At 35.0% G+C, this 17,229-nt stretch carries 12 protein-coding genes; 7 read left to right on the top strand and 5 right to left on the bottom strand.

Going from position 1 to position 17,229, the window contains the following annotated elements:
- The first annotated feature begins 214 nt into the window (after window positions 1-214).
- From DKK79_RS11295 to DKK79_RS11270, 6 genes are all read left to right on the top strand, one after another.
- On the top strand, window positions 215-1,480 hold the full coding sequence (locus DKK79_RS11295) for an MFS transporter (protein WP_110424178.1): 1,266 nt from the start codon (window positions 215-217) through the stop codon (window positions 1,478-1,480).
- 76 nt (window positions 1,481-1,556) lie between these two features.
- Window positions 1,557-2,969, top strand: a complete 1,413-nt coding sequence (gene uxaC / locus DKK79_RS11290) for a glucuronate isomerase (protein ID WP_110424177.1) — start codon at window positions 1,557-1,559, stop codon at window positions 2,967-2,969.
- Between the two features lie 47 nt (window positions 2,970-3,016).
- Window positions 3,017-4,480, top strand: a complete 1,464-nt coding sequence (locus tag DKK79_RS11285; protein WP_110424176.1) for a tagaturonate reductase — start codon at window positions 3,017-3,019, stop codon at window positions 4,478-4,480.
- Between the two features lie 13 nt (window positions 4,481-4,493).
- The gene (locus tag DKK79_RS11280) at window positions 4,494-5,993 is read left to right on the top strand and encodes a UxaA family hydrolase (RefSeq protein WP_110424270.1); all 1,500 of its coding nucleotides are present in this window, start codon (window positions 4,494-4,496) and stop codon (window positions 5,991-5,993) included.
- Window positions 5,994-6,085: 92 nt separating this feature from the next.
- Window positions 6,086-7,600 (top strand): MFS transporter, encoded by a 1,515-nt coding sequence (locus tag DKK79_RS11275; protein ID WP_110424175.1) that lies wholly within the window; start codon window positions 6,086-6,088, stop codon window positions 7,598-7,600.
- A 111-nt stretch (window positions 7,601-7,711) separates the two neighbouring features.
- Window positions 7,712-9,034, top strand: a complete 1,323-nt coding sequence (locus DKK79_RS11270; protein ID WP_110424174.1) for a glycoside hydrolase family 28 protein — start codon at window positions 7,712-7,714, stop codon at window positions 9,032-9,034.
- Between the two features lie 62 nt (window positions 9,035-9,096).
- On the opposite strand, the gene DKK79_RS11265 is transcribed toward DKK79_RS11270, so the two are convergent.
- The 5 genes from DKK79_RS11265 to DKK79_RS11245 all read right to left on the bottom strand — a co-directional run bounded on the left by DKK79_RS11265 (window position 9,097) and on the right by DKK79_RS11245 (window position 15,584).
- On the bottom strand, window positions 9,097-10,614 hold the full coding sequence (locus DKK79_RS11265; RefSeq protein ID WP_110424173.1) for a UxaA family hydrolase: 1,518 nt from the start codon (window positions 10,612-10,614) through the stop codon (window positions 9,097-9,099).
- A gap of 71 nt (window positions 10,615-10,685) precedes the next feature.
- Window positions 10,686-11,702, bottom strand: a complete 1,017-nt coding sequence (locus DKK79_RS11260; protein ID WP_110424269.1) for a zinc-binding alcohol dehydrogenase family protein — start codon at window positions 11,700-11,702, stop codon at window positions 10,686-10,688.
- Window positions 11,703-11,729: 27 nt separating this feature from the next.
- Window positions 11,730-13,169 (bottom strand): tagaturonate reductase, encoded by a 1,440-nt coding sequence (locus DKK79_RS11255; RefSeq protein ID WP_110424172.1) that lies wholly within the window; start codon window positions 13,167-13,169, stop codon window positions 11,730-11,732.
- A gap of 113 nt (window positions 13,170-13,282) precedes the next feature.
- On the bottom strand, window positions 13,283-14,200 hold the full coding sequence (locus DKK79_RS11250) for a GntR family transcriptional regulator (protein WP_110424171.1): 918 nt from the start codon (window positions 14,198-14,200) through the stop codon (window positions 13,283-13,285).
- Between the two features lie 106 nt (window positions 14,201-14,306).
- Entirely contained in the window at window positions 14,307-15,584 is a 1,278-nt protein-coding gene (locus DKK79_RS11245) for an MFS transporter (RefSeq protein WP_110424170.1), read from the bottom strand.
- A gap of 350 nt (window positions 15,585-15,934) precedes the next feature.
- On the opposite strand from DKK79_RS11245, the gene DKK79_RS11240 reads away from it, so the two are divergent.
- The gene (locus DKK79_RS11240; RefSeq protein WP_219999792.1) at window positions 15,935-17,203 is read left to right on the top strand and encodes an oligosaccharide MFS transporter; all 1,269 of its coding nucleotides are present in this window, start codon (window positions 15,935-15,937) and stop codon (window positions 17,201-17,203) included.
- Window positions 17,204-17,229 lie beyond the last annotated feature (26 nt).

The following is a 17,229-nucleotide window of genomic DNA, read 5'->3' as shown; positions in this document are numbered from 1 at the left end:
TCAGACTTTTAAAATAACATCTAATTGCTTCAAATTAAATAATATTCCTGCATTTTTTTAATAAAGATTTTTGTCAGCTAACTTTATTTGGCTAAAAAATATCCCTTTAATTATTATGGGTATAGAAGATTTTTGTGATGTATGTCAACTTTTTTAGTTGTCAGGCATGTTATTATACGCCAAAATATCTATATATATTTAGGAGCAATTAAAGATGTACAAAACGATAAAAAACCTGCGATGGTATATGATAGCATTAGTCACCGTAGGGACAATACTTGGTTACCTTACTCGCAATTCAATCGCGGTAGCCGCCCCAGTTTTAAACGAAGTGATGGGGTTAACAACTCAACAATATTCATATGTGGTAGCAGCTTACTCAGCTTGTTATACCATTATGCAACCAATTGCCGGATATGTTCTAGACTTGTTAGGCACAAGAATGGGGTATGCAGTGTTTGCTATTCTATGGTCAGTATTTTGTGTAAGTACTGCATTTTCCGGTAGTTGGATCGGACTGGCTTTTGCTCGAGGTGCGGTAGGGGCAACCGAAGCGGCAATGATTCCGGCTGGACTCAAAGCAACCAGTGAATGGTTTCCTGCTAAAGAAAGATCGATTGCGGTTGGTTGGTTTAATTTAGGTTCGTCAGTGGGGGCAATGATTGCACCGCCATTAGTTGCTTGGGCAATATGGTTCCATAGCTGGCAATGGGCATTTATTCTATGTGGTTTATTAAGTTTTATTTGGGGAATTTTTTGGTTAATTCTTTATCGCCATCCAACAAAACAGAAACGCCTTTCTGAAGAAGAGAGAAAATATATCTTATCTGGTCAAGAAGCGAGTCATCAGACATCAAATACTGAAAAATTACCAACGAGTAAAATTTTAACAAGTCGACGTTTTTGGGGGATCGCTTTACCAAGATTTTTAGCCGAACCTGCCTGGGGGACTTTTAATGCTTGGATTCCATTATTTATGTTCACCGCTTATGGCTTTGATTTAAAACAAATCGCTATTTTTGCTTGGATGCCGATGCTTTTTGCTGATGTTGGCTGCGTCCTAGGTGGTTATATGTCACCATTCTTCCAAAAACATTTTAATGTAAGCTTAATTAATTCAAGAAAAATGGTAGTGACAGTTGGTGGCGTTCTTATGATTGCCCCTGGTCTGATAGGTTTATTCTCAAGCCCTTATGTTGCAATCTTTTTATTCTGTATTGGTGGTTTTGCTCATCAAGCATTATCCGGCGCATTAATTACTTTATCTTCTGATGTATTTGGCCGTAATGAAGTTGCAACCGCAAATGGGTTCACCGGTATGGCGGCATGGTTAGCAAGTACTATTTTTGCCCTTATTGTTGGAGCACTTGCAGATACTGTTGGATTTAGTCCGCTATTTGTGATTTTATCTTGTTTAGATCTATTAGCTGCGTTAGCGGTTTGGACAATCTTAAAAGAACCCGCAGCAGATCAAAAATAATTAATAAATTAATTAGATTATAGGAGTATATACTCCTGTAATCTTTAATAGTTAACTACTATTTATGGAGAATAAAATGAGTTTTTTAACTGAAAACTTTTTACTAGATACTGAATTTTCTCGTCAGCTTTATCATGATTTTGCTGCTGATCAACCGATTTTTGATTATCACTGTCACTTACCACCAGAACAGATTGCTAAAGATTATCAATTTAAAAATCTGTATGACATCTGGTTAAAGGGTGATCATTATAAATGGCGTGCAATGCGTACCAATGGTGTTGCTGAAAAATTCTGTACTGGTACTGATGTGAGTGATTTAGACAAATTCAAGGCTTGGGCGGAAACAGTTCCTCACACCATTGGTAATCCTTTATATCATTGGACTCATTTAGAACTGCGTCGTCCTTTTGGAATTGATAATGTTTTATTATCACCAGCTACAGCAGAGCAAATTTGGAATAGTTGTAATGAGATGTTAGCCACACCGGAATTTTCAGCTCGTAGCATTATGAAAAAAATGAATGTTAAAATGGCCGGTACCACTGATGATCCTATCGATGATTTAGCTCATCATAAAACTATTGCCGAAGATAGTTCATTTGAGGTTAAAGTTTTACCAAGCTGGCGTCCAGATAAAGCATTTAATATCGATTCGGAATTTTTTGGCCAATATATGGAAAAACTTTCTGCGGTAGCCGATGTGGAAATTGCTAACTTCCAAGCGCTTTGTCAGGCATTATCTAAACGAATGGACCATTTTGCTGCTCATGGTTGTAAGATTTCTGACCATGCATTAGATACCGTTGTTTATGAAGAAGCCTCTGAAAAAGAGTTGGATACCATTTTAACTAAACGTTTATCTGGTGAGGTTTTAACCACTAAAGAAGTTGCTCAATTTAAAACGGCAGTACTTATTTTCTTAGGTGTTGAATATCACAAACGTCAATGGGTTCAACAATATCATATCGGCGCATTGCGTAATAATAATTCAAGAATGTTTAATTTAATGGGGCCAGATGTAGGGTTCGATTCTATTAATGATTCACCGATTGCGCAGCCACTTTCTCGATTATTAGATGCCCAAGCAAAACAAGATGCGCTACCTAAAACGATTTTATATTGTTTAAATCCTTCTGATAATGAAATCCTAGGTACTATGATTGGTAACTTCCAAGGTGCAGGTATTCAAGGAAAAATGCAATTTGGTTCTGGTTGGTGGTTTAACGATCAAAAAGACGGCATGATTCGTCAAATGACACAGCTTGCCCAACTTGGCTTATTAAGTCGTTTTGTCGGTATGTTAACAGATAGCCGTAGCTTCTTATCTTATACTCGCCATGAATATTTCAGACGTATTTTATGTCGCATGATTGGACGTTGGGTTGAAGATGGTGAAGCACCACGTGATATCCAATTATTAGGTCAAATGGTTAAAAATATTAGTTTTGATAATGCTAAAAACTATTTTGGCATTGAACTAAGCTAAGAGCATTAAGTCGTTGTAATTAGATTAATTAAAGAAGAGTTAGAGTAATGAAAACATTAAACAGAAATGATTTTCCGGGTGCAAAATATACGACTCGTGTTGTTCAGTTTGGCGAAGGTAATTTTTTACGGGCATTTTTAGATTGGCAGTTAGATATTCTTAATGAGAAAACTGATCTTGATGCGGGTGTTGTGGTGGTTCGACCGTTAAATACGGACTTTCCGCCATCGTTAAGTATTCAAGATGGTTTGTATACCACACTGGTTCGTGGTTTAAATGAACAGAATCAAGCAGTGAAGGAGTTTAGATTGATTCGTTCAGTGAATAATGAAATCAATGTGTATACTCAATATGATGAATATCTTGAGTTAGCTAAAGATCCGAATATTCAGTTTATATTTTCAAATACTACCGAAGCGGGCATTAGTTATGTTGAAAGTGACCAATTAACCGATAAACCTGCAACTAGCTATCCAGCTAAATTAACCGCATTTTTATATGAAAGATTTGTTCATTTTGCGGGTAGTAAAGAAAGTGGTTTGATTATTATCCCTTGTGAATTAATTGATTATAACGGCGATGCACTTAAAAAATTAGTACTAAAATATGCCAACCAATGGAACTTGTCAGACAAATTCATGCACTGGCTTGAAAATGATAATTTATTCTGTTCCACCTTAGTTGATAGAATTGTACCAGGTTATCCGAAAGCGCAAATTGCTGAACTTGAAGCTGAATTGGGCTATAAAGATAATTTTATTGATTCAGCGGAATATTTTTATCTGTTTGTTATTCAAGGACCTCAATGGTTGGCAGACAAGTTATGCCTAGATAAATGCGATATAAATATCAAAATTGTTGACGATATCAAACCATATAAAGAGCGTAAAGTGGCCATTTTAAATGGTGCCCATACCGCTTTAGTGCCTGTTGCTTATTTATCGGGTATTGATACTGTTGGTGAATCAATGAATGATCCACAGATCTTATCTTATATTAAAGAGACTATTTTTGAGGAAATTATTCCTGTTTTAGATTTACCTCATCAAGAATTGGTTGATTTTGCTGACTCAGTGATTAGTCGTTTTAAAAATCCATTTATTGAACATCAATTGATGTCAATTGCCTTAAACAGTATGACTAAGTTTAAAACCCGTATTCTTCCTCAATTAATCAATTATCAGCAAGAGAAAGGGACATTACCTAAACATTTAGTCTTCTCTTTTGCGGCATTAATTGCATTTTATCGAGGTGTACGTAATGGGCAAAACTATCCATTACAAGATGATGCAATTTGGTTAGAACGTTTTAATAATAGCTGGACAGCCATTGCTGAAGGCAAAAGTTCATTAGAAGATTTAATCAAAGTAGTATTAGGTGACACAGCTCATTGGCAGCATGATCTATTAAGTATTCCTCAATTAGCACAAACTTTAACACACTATTTAACTGTCATAACCGAAGAGGGGATGCGTCAAGCAATTGAAAAATGTGTTGTTGGTAGCGAATAACATGAGTGATTTAATGGTTAAATATATAAAAATCAATAATAAAGATAATGTCGGTGTGGCATTATCTGATTTAGAAGCACATGAAAAAAATATCGTCGTTGATGGGCAGGTTATTGACCTACAAGAGCCGATTAAACAAGGGCATAAGTTTGCGCTTATCGATATTGAGCAAAATGAAAATATTATTAAATATGGTTTACCAATAGGCCATGCTACCCGCTTAATTAAAGCGGGTGAGCATATTCATTCGCATAATTTGAAAACCAATTTAAGTGATATTAATGATTACCAATATCAACCTACTTTATCAAAAAATGAGTTGTTGCACGAGATAGCTGATAAAGAAGTGCAAATTTATCGACGTAAGAATGGTGAAGTTGGTATTCGTAATGAACTCTGGATTATACCAACGGTAACTTGTATTAACGGGATTGCAGAACAAATAGTTAAACAGTTTCGTGATGAGTTAAATAACCAATTATCAATTGACGGTATTACGGTACTTGAACATCCTTATGGATGTTCTCAATTAGGACAAGATCATCAAAATACCAAAACTATTTTACAAAATTTAGTTAAACATCCTAATGCTGGTGCGGTTTTGGTGATAGGACTTGGTTGTGAAAATAATCAGGTTTCTGAATTTAAGGCTGATTTAGGAGAGTATGACGAGTCTCGAGTTAGATTTTTAATCGCTCAACAAGAGAGCGATGAAGTTGAATCAGCGCTAGTTCATTTAAGAGAACTTTATGCCATTATGCAACAAGATAAACGCGAAGTAGGGCGTTTAAGCGAATTGAAATTTGGCTTAGAGTGTGGTGGTTCAGATGGTTTTTCTGGTATCACCGCCAATCCAATGCTTGGTCTGTTTTCTGATTATGTTATTGCTCACGGCGGCACGAGTGTGCTTACTGAAGTACCAGAAATGTTTGGTGCTGAAAATATTTTAATGTCACATTGTATTGATGAGTCCACTTTTGACAAAACAGTACATATGATTAATGATTTTAAACAATATTTTATTGCAAATAATCAACCTATCTATGAAAACCCTTCTCCTGGTAATAAGGCTGGTGGCATTACAACGTTAGAGGAAAAATCTCTCGGTTGTACCCAAAAAGCCGGCGGTAGTGAAGTTATTGATGTACTTAAATACGGTGAAATGTTAACTAAACATGGACTGAACTTACTAAGTGCACCAGGTAATGATGCAGTAGCTACTGGCGCGTTATCAGCGGCTGGTTGTCATATGGTACTCTTCACGACAGGCAGAGGAACGCCTTATGGCGGTATTGTGCCAACGGTCAAAATTGCAACCAATACTCAATTGGCAGATAAGAAAACCAATTGGATCGATTTCAATGCCGGTAAACTTATACAGGGTGTATCAATGCAATCTTTGTTGTTAGAGTTTATTGAGTATATCGTTCAGGTTGCTAATGGCAAACCAACACGTAACGAAATCAACAACTTCAGAAACTTAGCCATTTTAAAAAGTGGTGTAACTCTCTAAGTAAAAATAAAAAAATAAATATCTATGTCATTAAGTCCTTCGGGACTTAATGCAAGGGATCTTTTTTTGTATAAAAATTATAGGAATCTTTTATGGGCAAAAGAAAAGAGAATAAAATTACATGGTTAGTAAGATTCTCCTACGGTAGTGGTAATTTAATTGGTAGTGGCGCATTAGCCATTAGTGGGGCTTGGTTACTCTATTTTTATACCACTTTTTGTGGTTTAAGTGTGGTGCAAGCAGCATTAATTTTTTCGATCGCTACTTATTTGGATGTCATACTCAATCCATTGATGGGCTTTATTACCGACAACTTTTATCAAACTAAAATCGGGCAACGTTTTGGTCGGCGGCGATTTTTTATTTTAATTGGTATACCGTTGATGATTATTTACCCTATGCTATGGATTGATGGTATGGGATTTTGGTACTACTTAGTTACCTATATTTTATTTGAGATTATTTATACCAGTATTATGATCCCATTTAATACCTTACCGGTAGAAATGACCGCTAACTTCTCTGAACGTACTTATTTGACTGGTTCAAAAGCGATGTTTGGTAAAGTAGCTAATTTCTTAGGTGCCGCAATACCGGGGGTATTTTTCTATTTCTATAGTAAAGAATCAGCAACACCATTTTTATTAACCGGCATCACTTATGCAACGATCATGATGCTAGCGTTAATTCTACTCTATTGTAATAGTTGGGAAAAACCTAAAGAAGAAGTAAAAGATGAATCTGTTCATAGCTTTTTTGAAGCTATTAAAAAGCTTTTCATCGACATATTATCAACCTTCCGTATCAAAACATTTAGAACCCATTTAGGCATGTATCTATTTGGGTTTGGTGCTGAATGGTTGTTTACCGCGGTATTTACCTATTTCATCGTATTTAGTTTAGGTGAACCTCGCTCATTTGTAGCTTCAATGAATTCATTAAGTAGTATTTGTCAGTTGGTTTCTACAGCATTTTTTATGATGTACTGTGCTAAAAAAGGCTTTAAAAAACCATTTATTATCGCACTTTTAATTGTTATTTCATCAATGATGGGGTATGTCGGTATTTATTACTTTAATCTACCACATATTACCTGGATTGTAGTGGGTATTACTATTTGGTTTGGCTTGGGGACTGGTGGTGTTTACTATATTCCTTGGAGTGTCTATGTGTTCCTTGCAGATGTAGATGAAGTGGTAACCAATCGTCGTCGTGAAGGGGTATATGCAGGTGCAATGACGATGGCTGGTAAATTAGTTCGAGCTTCAATTGTTTTTGTACTTGGTGTGATATTAAGTGCTTATGGATTTGAATCGAAATCACATATTCAACCACAAAGTGCGATTGATGCTATTAATGGTATTATTTTGTATGGGGTAGTTGGTATGGCATTAATTGGCGCCTTTTTCGCTTGGCGAATGAAGCTTGATCACGCTACTCACTCCATCATTATTAATGAAGTTGCCCGTATCCGCCAAGGTGGCAAAATGGAAGATGTTACTCCTGAAACCCGAAAAGTGGTTGAAGAACTATCAGGGATCGCTTATGACAAATGTTTTGGTAATAATAACATTGGCTTTAAGCAAAAAGAGACCACAACGAAATAAAGAAAATATTTATCAGGATCAGGCTACTGATCCTGCGGTTATACAATACAACAGCAAACATTAGAGCTAAATTACCAGGTTTATGTTTGTAAATATAGAAGGGACAAACTTATGACGACTATATCTGTAAAAGATTTTGGCGCTATTGGTGATGGCAAATCAATCAATACTCAAGCTTTTGCCAAAGCAATTGGGCATATTGAACAATTAGGTGGTGGAACGCTAATTGTTCCTGTTGGTACCTATTTTACTGGAGCAATTAAGCTTTGTAGCAACCTAACATTGGTTATTGAACAAGGCGCAACTTTACTCTTTTCTGATGATGCTAAGGATTATCCGGTGGTTAATTCTCGTTGGGAAGGTGTTAAGCAAGATGTGTATATGCCGTGTATATATGGCCAAAATATCAAAAATGTGGTTATCACCGGCAATGGTAAGATTGACGGAAATGGTCAAAAATGGTGGCATATATTTCGTCATGATCGAAGCAATCTTAAATACCCACGACCTTATTTAATTGGTTTTGATTTTTGTGAACGAGTTACTATTGAAAAAGTCTTTCTAACCCAATCACCGAGTTGGACAGTCCATCCGATGGAATCAAATAATGTCGTTGTCGATAATATTTCAATTCTTAATCCGGCTGATTCGCCAAATACCGATGGTATTAACCCTGAATCTTGTCGTAATGTGAGAATTTCAAATTGTTATATTGATGTTGGCGATGATTGTATTGCCATTAAAGCCGGCACTGAAGAAACGGCAGAAAAAAGCCCATGTGAAAACATTTTGATTACTAATTGTAATATGATTCATGGGCATGGTGCCGTGGTTCTTGGTAGTGAGATGAGTGGTTGCATCCGTAATGTCACAATTACTAATTGTGTATTCCAAAAAACTGATCGCGGAGTAAGATTCAAAACTCGCCGAGGTCGAGGGGGCTCGATTTCTGATATCACATTTAGTAATATTGTTATGGACGAAGTTCTATCTGCTTTTGTGATGAACTATTACTACTATTGTGGTCCGAAAGGGAATGATCCTATTGTTTGGAATAAAGAGCCGATGCCAATAAATGAAGCCACTCCCGCTTGCCATAACATCAGTTTTTCAAACATTATTGCTAAAAATGTACGTGCTTATGCTGGCTTTTTATATGGTATTCCTGAATCACCAATTTCGAATATCTCTTTTGATAATATCCGGGTTTCAATGCAACAAAATGCACAACCAGGCGAAGTTGATATGTTTAAAGATGTCAAACCTGAAGCGGGCAAAGGATTCTTTATTGAGAACGCCCAGAGCGTGTTATTTAATAATGTAATTATCGATAATATCGTCAGTGAACCGCTATTTGTTAAAAATAGTGAAGATGTTCATGTTAATCAATCTTTTGTTAAGCAAGATGGTAAATTAATTAGCTTGAAAGCTTAAGTATGATCGCTAAAATAACCGCGGCATAGAGTCAGCGGTTATTTTATTTTTATTTGTGAGTACTATTCAGTGACGCCATTTTTGAAAATGGTTAAATCACGAAATTCATTAATTTCATTACATGTCTGTTTGCCATTGGTTATATCGACAATTAAATTAATAAATTGATCAAGTAATTGCTCCATTTTTATTTCATTGACTAATTGACCAGCATCAAAGTCTATCCAATGTTTTTTTCTTTGTGCAAGAGCCGAATTTGTCGATATTTTAACGGTAGGAACTATTCCGCCATAAGGCGTACCGCGACCGGTTGAAAATAGTACCATATGACAACCTGAAGCGGCTAAAGCACCTGTTGCCACTGCATCATTGCCCGGAGCGGATAACAAATTAAGCCCTGATTTTGCAAGCATGTCGCCATATTCTAAAACATCCATAACTTTACTCATTCCGGCTTTTTGGGTACAACCTAGTGATTTATCTTCAAGCGTTGTAATGCCACCAACTTTATTACCTGGGGACGGGTTTTCATAAATGGGTTGGTTATATGACATAAAATATCGTTTGAAATTATTAATCATGCTTACCGTTTTGTCAAAGACTGATGAGTCAATACAATGAGACATTAATATCGTTTCTGCACCAAACATTTCAGGTACTTCAGTTAGTACGCTAGTGCCACCATGAGAAATAACATAATCTGAGAATTTTCCTAATAAAGGATTAGCTGTGATACCGGATAAACCATCGGAACCACCGCATTCAAGTCCAAATTTGAGTTCACTTAACTTACCAGTCTCGCGTTTATCTGATTTCATAGTTTGATATAGCTCATGTAAGTAACTGACCCCTTGTTGGATTTCATCTTCAACTTCTTGGGCAATCATGAATTTTACTCGGCTACTATCATATTCACCCAGACTCTCTTTAAAAGCATTTAGTTGATTATTTTCGCAACCTAATCCGATTACTAACACCCCGCCGGCATTGGGATGCTTAACCATGTTTTGTAATATTTTTTTAGTTGCTTGATGGTCGGCTCCTAACTGGGAACAACCATAAGGATGAGAAAGTAAGTGAATACCATCAAAGAATGATTGATTGAGTAAAATATCTTGCTGAATTTCAGACAAAAATTGTTTGCGTATTTGATTGGCAATACCATTTACACAGCCAACAGTTGGAATAATCCATAATTCGTTCCTAATTCCGATATCCTGGTTTTTTCTTCGATATATTTTAACCTCTCTATCAGGTAAGGTAGTTGAAATTATTTCATCAACTGGTTGATATTGATATTGATTAAGTTCGGCAAGATTGGTTTTTATATTAAATGTGTGAACATGTTCACCCGCTTGAATAATTTGGGTAGCATGGCCAATTGGAAACCCATATTTGATAATGTTTTCACCAATTGTTATTGGTTTAATGGCTACTTTATGTCCAAAAGGTATATTTTGTAATATGGTTACTTCGTTCTGCTGCTTCGCGTCTTGGTAGATTACTTTATCGCCCGGATACAATTCTTCTAATGCAATAATAACATTATCATTGTTATTAATTTTAATTGTTTTTTTCATTCATTCTTCCTTTAAATACGCATTTCCGTTACTTACTAATGAAGTAGTAACGGAAATGATTAAAAGAGTATTTAATTTATTTTTATCACTGATTTTAATCGATTACTTGGATCATCCCGCATTTCTTTGAAAGCATTTTCAGCATTTTCTAATTCGTAAACATCGGTAATGATTTTTTTGACGTCACATTTTCCTGAGCAGACTAAATCAATTAATTCAACAAAATCTTTTTTCAATGCGTTACGAGAGCCAAATATATCTAATTCTTTGGTTTGAATTTGAGTAAAGGCAAAGTCTAGTTTTTGTTTACTCACGCCTACTAAGCCAACTCTACCTCGATATGCGGCAGCATCGATACAATTTTGGAATGTTTGTGGTAACCCTGCACACTCAATACAGACATCAAAGCCATCGCCATTAGTGATTGATTTAACACATTCTGCAAAATCTTCCTTATCGGTTCTAATAATGCCTTTTGCCCCTAGTGAAAGCGCTTTGTCTAGTCTTGATTGCATTACATCACTAACATATACCTCAGCCCCTTTTAATACTGCAGCCATGACAGCAAACAAACCGATCGGCCCAGCACCGACAACTAATACTTTATCGCCTTGTTTAACCGCGGTGCGTTGAACTGAGTGATAACTAATGCAGAAAGGTTCGATCATTGATAATGTTAAAGCATCTAAGCCTTTACCATCATAAATACGCTCAATTGGCATACTATAATATTGTCGGAAAATACCATCACGTTGAGCGCCGAGTGTCTGATTACTGGTACAACAGTTAACAAATCCACGTCGGCATGAATAGCATTTACCACAATTGAAGTAAGGATTTGCGGTAACAATCATACCTGGTTTTATACCATAATCATTATCGGCAACTTCAACGACTTCGGCTGAAAATTCATGTCCCGGGATACGAGGATAACTAGCATAAAGGAAGGTTCCTTTATAGGTGCCCATATCGGAACCACAAATTCCGCCATAGAGTACTTTTAGAATTGCTTCTCCTGGCTGTAATAGCGGTTTATCCATTTCCTTTACTTCAACCTTACCGGGTTCAGGAATTACAATATATTTCATTTTAGTCATATTTTTTGCTCCTATAATTTAATTTTTTGGAATATAAAGTTTGATATCGTTTGATAAAATCTTTTCGAGATACTCAGTGACTAACTCTGTTAACCCAGCAATTTCATTTAAATTACGGTCCCAATGCTCACTTAATCCCAAAATATTAGTGACGAGTGCTTTGCAGTCATTTTTATAGAGAGGTTGCCACTGTTTAAATTTATCGAGTAAATGAGCATCATCAGTGAGTTCAATAGCTTGACCTTGATATTCGCCTTGATAAAAGGCGATAAGCGCCGCTAATGAAAATGAAATGTAAGTTGGTGGTTTTTTGAATTTTTGACTATAGGTCAATAATTGTGGCAATAAGCGAGTTTTAAATTTTGTTAATGAATTTAATGCAATAGACATTAATTCATGTTTAATAAATGGATTTTTAAATCGTTTTAAAACTTCGTCAGCGAATTTTTCTAGCTCTTGTTTATCTAATGATAGTGTAGGTATGACTTCTTGATTAAGTAAATTCTTGATGAACGTTGCAATTTGCGGATCGTTCATACTTTCGCCAACAGTGCGTAAACCAGAAAGATAGGCAACCGGTACCATGGCGGTATGAGCACCATTTAGAATACCAACTTTTCTTTCTTTATATGGTTTGATATCTTCAACGACTAATATATTGAGATCGACCTGATCTAATTTCAGTTTTTGTTTTAACCAATTTGGACCTTGGATAACAAACAAATGAAAATATTCACCGGTATCTAAAAAACGATCTTGATAACCAAGGTCATTTGCAATTTGTAGCGCTTCGTCTTTTGGATAACCGGTGACGATACGATCGACCAGTGTTGAGCAAAACGTATTGTGTTCATTTATCCAAGTGATGAAATCATCATTGAGTTGCCATAATTTTGCATATTTAAGAATTAATTCTTTTAATTTATCTCCGTTATAATCAATAAGTTCACATGGGATGATGATTAATCCTCTGTTTTTTTCACCTTTAAAAAATTGGAAACGGTGATGTAAAAAAGCTGTTAATTTAGCTGGGAATGATGATGGTGGTGTGTCAGTTAGTTTATCGTTATTATTAAAGGATATACCGGCTTCAGTGGTGTTAGAGAAGATAAACTCTAAATCGGGATTTTCAGCAGATTTTAAAAATTGTTGGTATTGTTTATAAATCAATATTTCTTGGTTTACAGAATAAATAATTCTTGGTGTGGCTATCGTTTCACCTTGTTCGTTAATACCTCGAATAATGGTGGTATAAAGACCGTCTTGTTCATTGATAGATGGTTGATGGGTATCAATTGGTCTTGCAATCGTCACACCACTATTGAAGTCGGTTTTCTCATTGAGAATATCTATAATCCAATCAACAAAAGCTCTTAAAAAATTACCTTCGCCAAATTGAATTATTTTTTCAGGGTATACCGGTCCAGGGAAATTGGTTCGATTTAATTGTTTATTCATATAATGTTCTCTTTATCTAATTGATTAGTAGGTAAAGAGAACTATAAAAGATGACAAATTATGCGATGTTTTTTTTTAGTGGTTTCGTGTTGAAGATATAACTTTTTTGTTTTTTATCTGTTTTTTATTGCTGATGTTCTTCCAATTGATTCTTGCATTGACTTTTTAGCAGTATTGAGATGTCGACATAATGCTGTTGTAGCTGCTTGCTCATTTTTTTGTAGAATTGCTGTTAACACTGCAATATGTTCAGATACGGCAATACTATTTCGTTGTTTTAAATCACTACTATCCCATTGATAATGAAAATGAAATATGACGGATATTAAATCAAAAGATTGCATGAAAAAAGGGTTGTTATTACAAGATAAAATCAGTTCGTGAAAATCGCGATCAAGCGTTGAAAATAGTCTGTATTCATGTTGTATATTGGTTTGAAGTTGTTTATGTCGTTCTAATAACTCTTTAGCTTTAATCCAGTTGATATGATCATAAGGTTGAGCCATGAAGGTTTTAAGGGCAAAAACTTCTAATATACAACGAAATTCATATAATTTTTCAGCATAGTCATTAGCGAAGGTTTCTAATTTCCATTCGCCTTTTTTTACATTATCAATTAGTCCATAATGTAAAAATCGTAATAAAAATTCACGGACTACAAATGGGCTAACATTGGTATCTTTAGCTAATTGGATTTCATTAAAATTATCTCCAGGTAGGATTTTTTTACTATTGATTAAATGGTAAAAATAGTGCTCAAATTTTTTATCTTGAATATTCCTTTTTTCAAATACACATGCAATTTTATCTTCTGAGGTTGGTTGTCTTAGTTGACGATATTCTCCTTCTTCAAAGACTAAAATTCCGGCTTGACATAAATAATCTAATACCGCTCTAATTGTCGTGCGACTGACATTAAAAGCATCAGCAAGAATTGATATAGAAGGAAGAGGAAAAGATAATATTTTGTTATTGATGCAATCAATAAATTGATTAATTGTATTTTGTCTTAATGTTTTACTTCTGCCCATATTACGTTTCTCAATAATTTTTTAATATAAAAATTTGAGTTTATAAAAATTCTACACAAAAGTTTTGGTAGAATTTTCAGACATAATGGTTAATTTCCTAATGTTATTAAATCGATTCGTTTACGGTAATCGGCTTAATATCTTTTAATACTAATAAATAAACCAATGCGCCTATTGCACAAGCGCATCCAGAAACAACTAAAGCATACATAAATGAACCTGTTGCTCCGATAATGTAGCCTGTTACAATTGGTCCTAAAATACCACCACAATTTGATACGGTATTTTGAATGCCGCCTAAAACTGATGTCATATTTCTTGGTGCAATATCTCCAGGTAAACACCAGATTGCTGAACCAGCAAAAGCTAAACCTATATAAGATATACATAATAACATCATCATAACTGATATCGAGTCGACTAATCCAGCAAGTGAGATTGAAGTTGCAACTAGCATGCCACAAACTAAATTCACTTTTCGGGCAACATTGATATTATTGGTTTTTATATAAATAAAATCAGTTAGCCAGCCACCAACCCATTGGCCAATTATCCCACATAGCGGAGGTAGCATCGCTAGGAAGCCCATTTCTGTTAGACTTAAACCTCTTTCTTTCATTAAGTAAGTAGGGAACCAAGTAATGAAAAAATAGACAGCATAATTAAGCATGAAGAATCCAATACACATAGCAACGACATTTCGGTATTTTAATAATTGATACCATTTCATTGGTTGTATTTTGTCGATTCCTTCTTTTTTTACTTGTCCATCGCGAATGTATTTAAGTTCTGTTTCACTAATCTTCGGATGTTGTTCAGGGTCTTGATAGACACATAACCACCAAACCACCCAAATCAGTCCTAATCCTCCGCAAATAAAGAATGCCGCATGCCATCCCCAACAAGCAATGATCCAAACAACCAGAGGCATGGCAAAGGCGGTACCAAATCTTGAACCACTATCAAATAGTGAAGTGACACGTCCTCTTTCTCTATCTGGGAACCATTTTGCCGTTATACCACCATTACAAGGGTATGCAGCTGCTTCTCCAACGCCCATAAATACTCGAGCAAAAATAAAGCCAATAGGTGTGGTTGCTAATGCTGTTGCACCTGTGGCTAATGACCACCAAGTTACCGAACCAGCTAACGTCTTTCGCTGTCCAAATCTATCCGCAAGGAAGCCGGCAGGTATTTGGCAACATGCATAACTTAAGAAAAATGCAGACATTATCCATCCCATCGCTTCAGGTGAAATATTTAAATCTGTAGCAATAATAGGTGCAGCAGCAGACATTACAGTTCTATCTAAATAATTAATTATTATGGCAAATAGCATAAGTATTGCTATATGAAATCGAACACGACTATTCTGTTTAGGCATAAAAAACCTCTTTTTACAAATGGTTAAATAATATATTCGTTTAATCATCATTATTAATAATTGAACTAGTAAAGGAGTAACTTTTAATAAGTTATTTTTTTAATAATGATTATTTTGATATTAAAAAATTATTAGCTTTAGATAAGGAATTATTTCCTTGATTGTGGTTGGGATAATATTTTTCTGTTTTTTATCTGTTTTTTATAATCATTGCGCTGTTAACAAATTAGATTTTTTTAGGATAAATAAAATAATTTTGAAGTTGATCACATTTATCCAATAAAGCCGTTAAAGCTAAATTTTTAGCTATTCATACTCCAATCAGTACTTAACTCTTTATAGGATAAATTATGACAAGTGCATTTTATAAAAAACCAACTTATTGGTTTGCTTCGTTTTATAGCATTATGTATTACGCGGCAGGTAGTTTTGTTTTTTCTTTTTATGCAATATGGCTTAGTAAAGAGATTGGTTTAACAGCAAAACAGACCGGTATTATCTATTCTTTTAACTATTTTATCTCGTTAATTATCATGATTATTTATGGTGTGTATCAAGATAAATTAGTTTTAAAGAAACATCTAATTTGGTTTCAAAGCATTATCATAACTTGTGCAGCGCCTGCGCTGATTTATGTTTATGAACCGCTGTTACGACATAATTTTTATGCTGGGGTTATTTTTGGTAGTTTCTTCTTAGGTTTTGGTTGGGTTGCCGGTATGGGCCTAATCGATTCTTATTGTGAAAAAATCAGCCGGGCGTTTGATTTTGAATTTGGACAATGCCGAACTTGGGGCTGTATCGCCTATGCTGTTGGTACCTTTATCGCCGGTATATTGATTAGTATTAATCCACACCTTAACTTTTGGGCTGCTTCAGTAGTCGGTATCTGTTTTATGGTATTAAATCTGAATTTCAAACCAGATTTAAGTAAATCATCGGCAGCTGTATTCCAAAAGAAAGATAAACTAAGTTTTAACGAGATTGTCTCAGTATTTGGTCTTAAAAAGTTTTGGATATTTGTGGTTTATGTACTTGGTACTTATAGTTTGTACAACATTTATGATCAACAGTTATTTCCAGTCTTTTTTACTCAGCAATTTACTGATGTAAATGATGGTTATCGTCTATATGGTGTTTTAAATTCTTTCCAAGTCTTTTTAGAAGCAGCAGTTATGTTTTGTGTACCATTTGTGGTTAATAAAGTTGGTGCCAAAAATGCATTAATCTTTGCGGCATTTATTTCTGCAACTCGAATATTTTTAACCGGACATGTGGAAAGCATTGTCATTATCTCAGTAATAAAACTGATGCACTGTTTGGAGATCTCAACTATTTTAGTTTCAGTATTTAAATATATTGATAATAATTTTAATTCTCGTCTATCTGCCACCGTGTTTTTAATCGGTTATCAAGTAGCTGGCTCAGTAGGGGTGATATTGTTCTCCACCTATGTTGGTGATTTCTATGATACTGAAGGTGCAGCTACCACATTTAATTATTTAGGTTTAGTTGTTTTAGGCTTCATGTTATTTGCTGTGGCTTTCTTAAGCCGTGATAAAAAATCAGACACCCCAGAAAAGGGTAACGGAAGTAAATTAGGTAAACAAAATTTATAGTTTAATTGATAAAATTTGATAAAACA

Source organism: Gilliamella apicola, from assembly GCF_003202915.1.
GTDB lineage: Bacteria > Pseudomonadota > Gammaproteobacteria > Enterobacterales > Orbaceae > Gilliamella > Gilliamella apicola_Q.
Note: the sequence above shows the minus strand (reverse complement) of the source record. Positions and strands in the feature narration are given on the sequence as shown.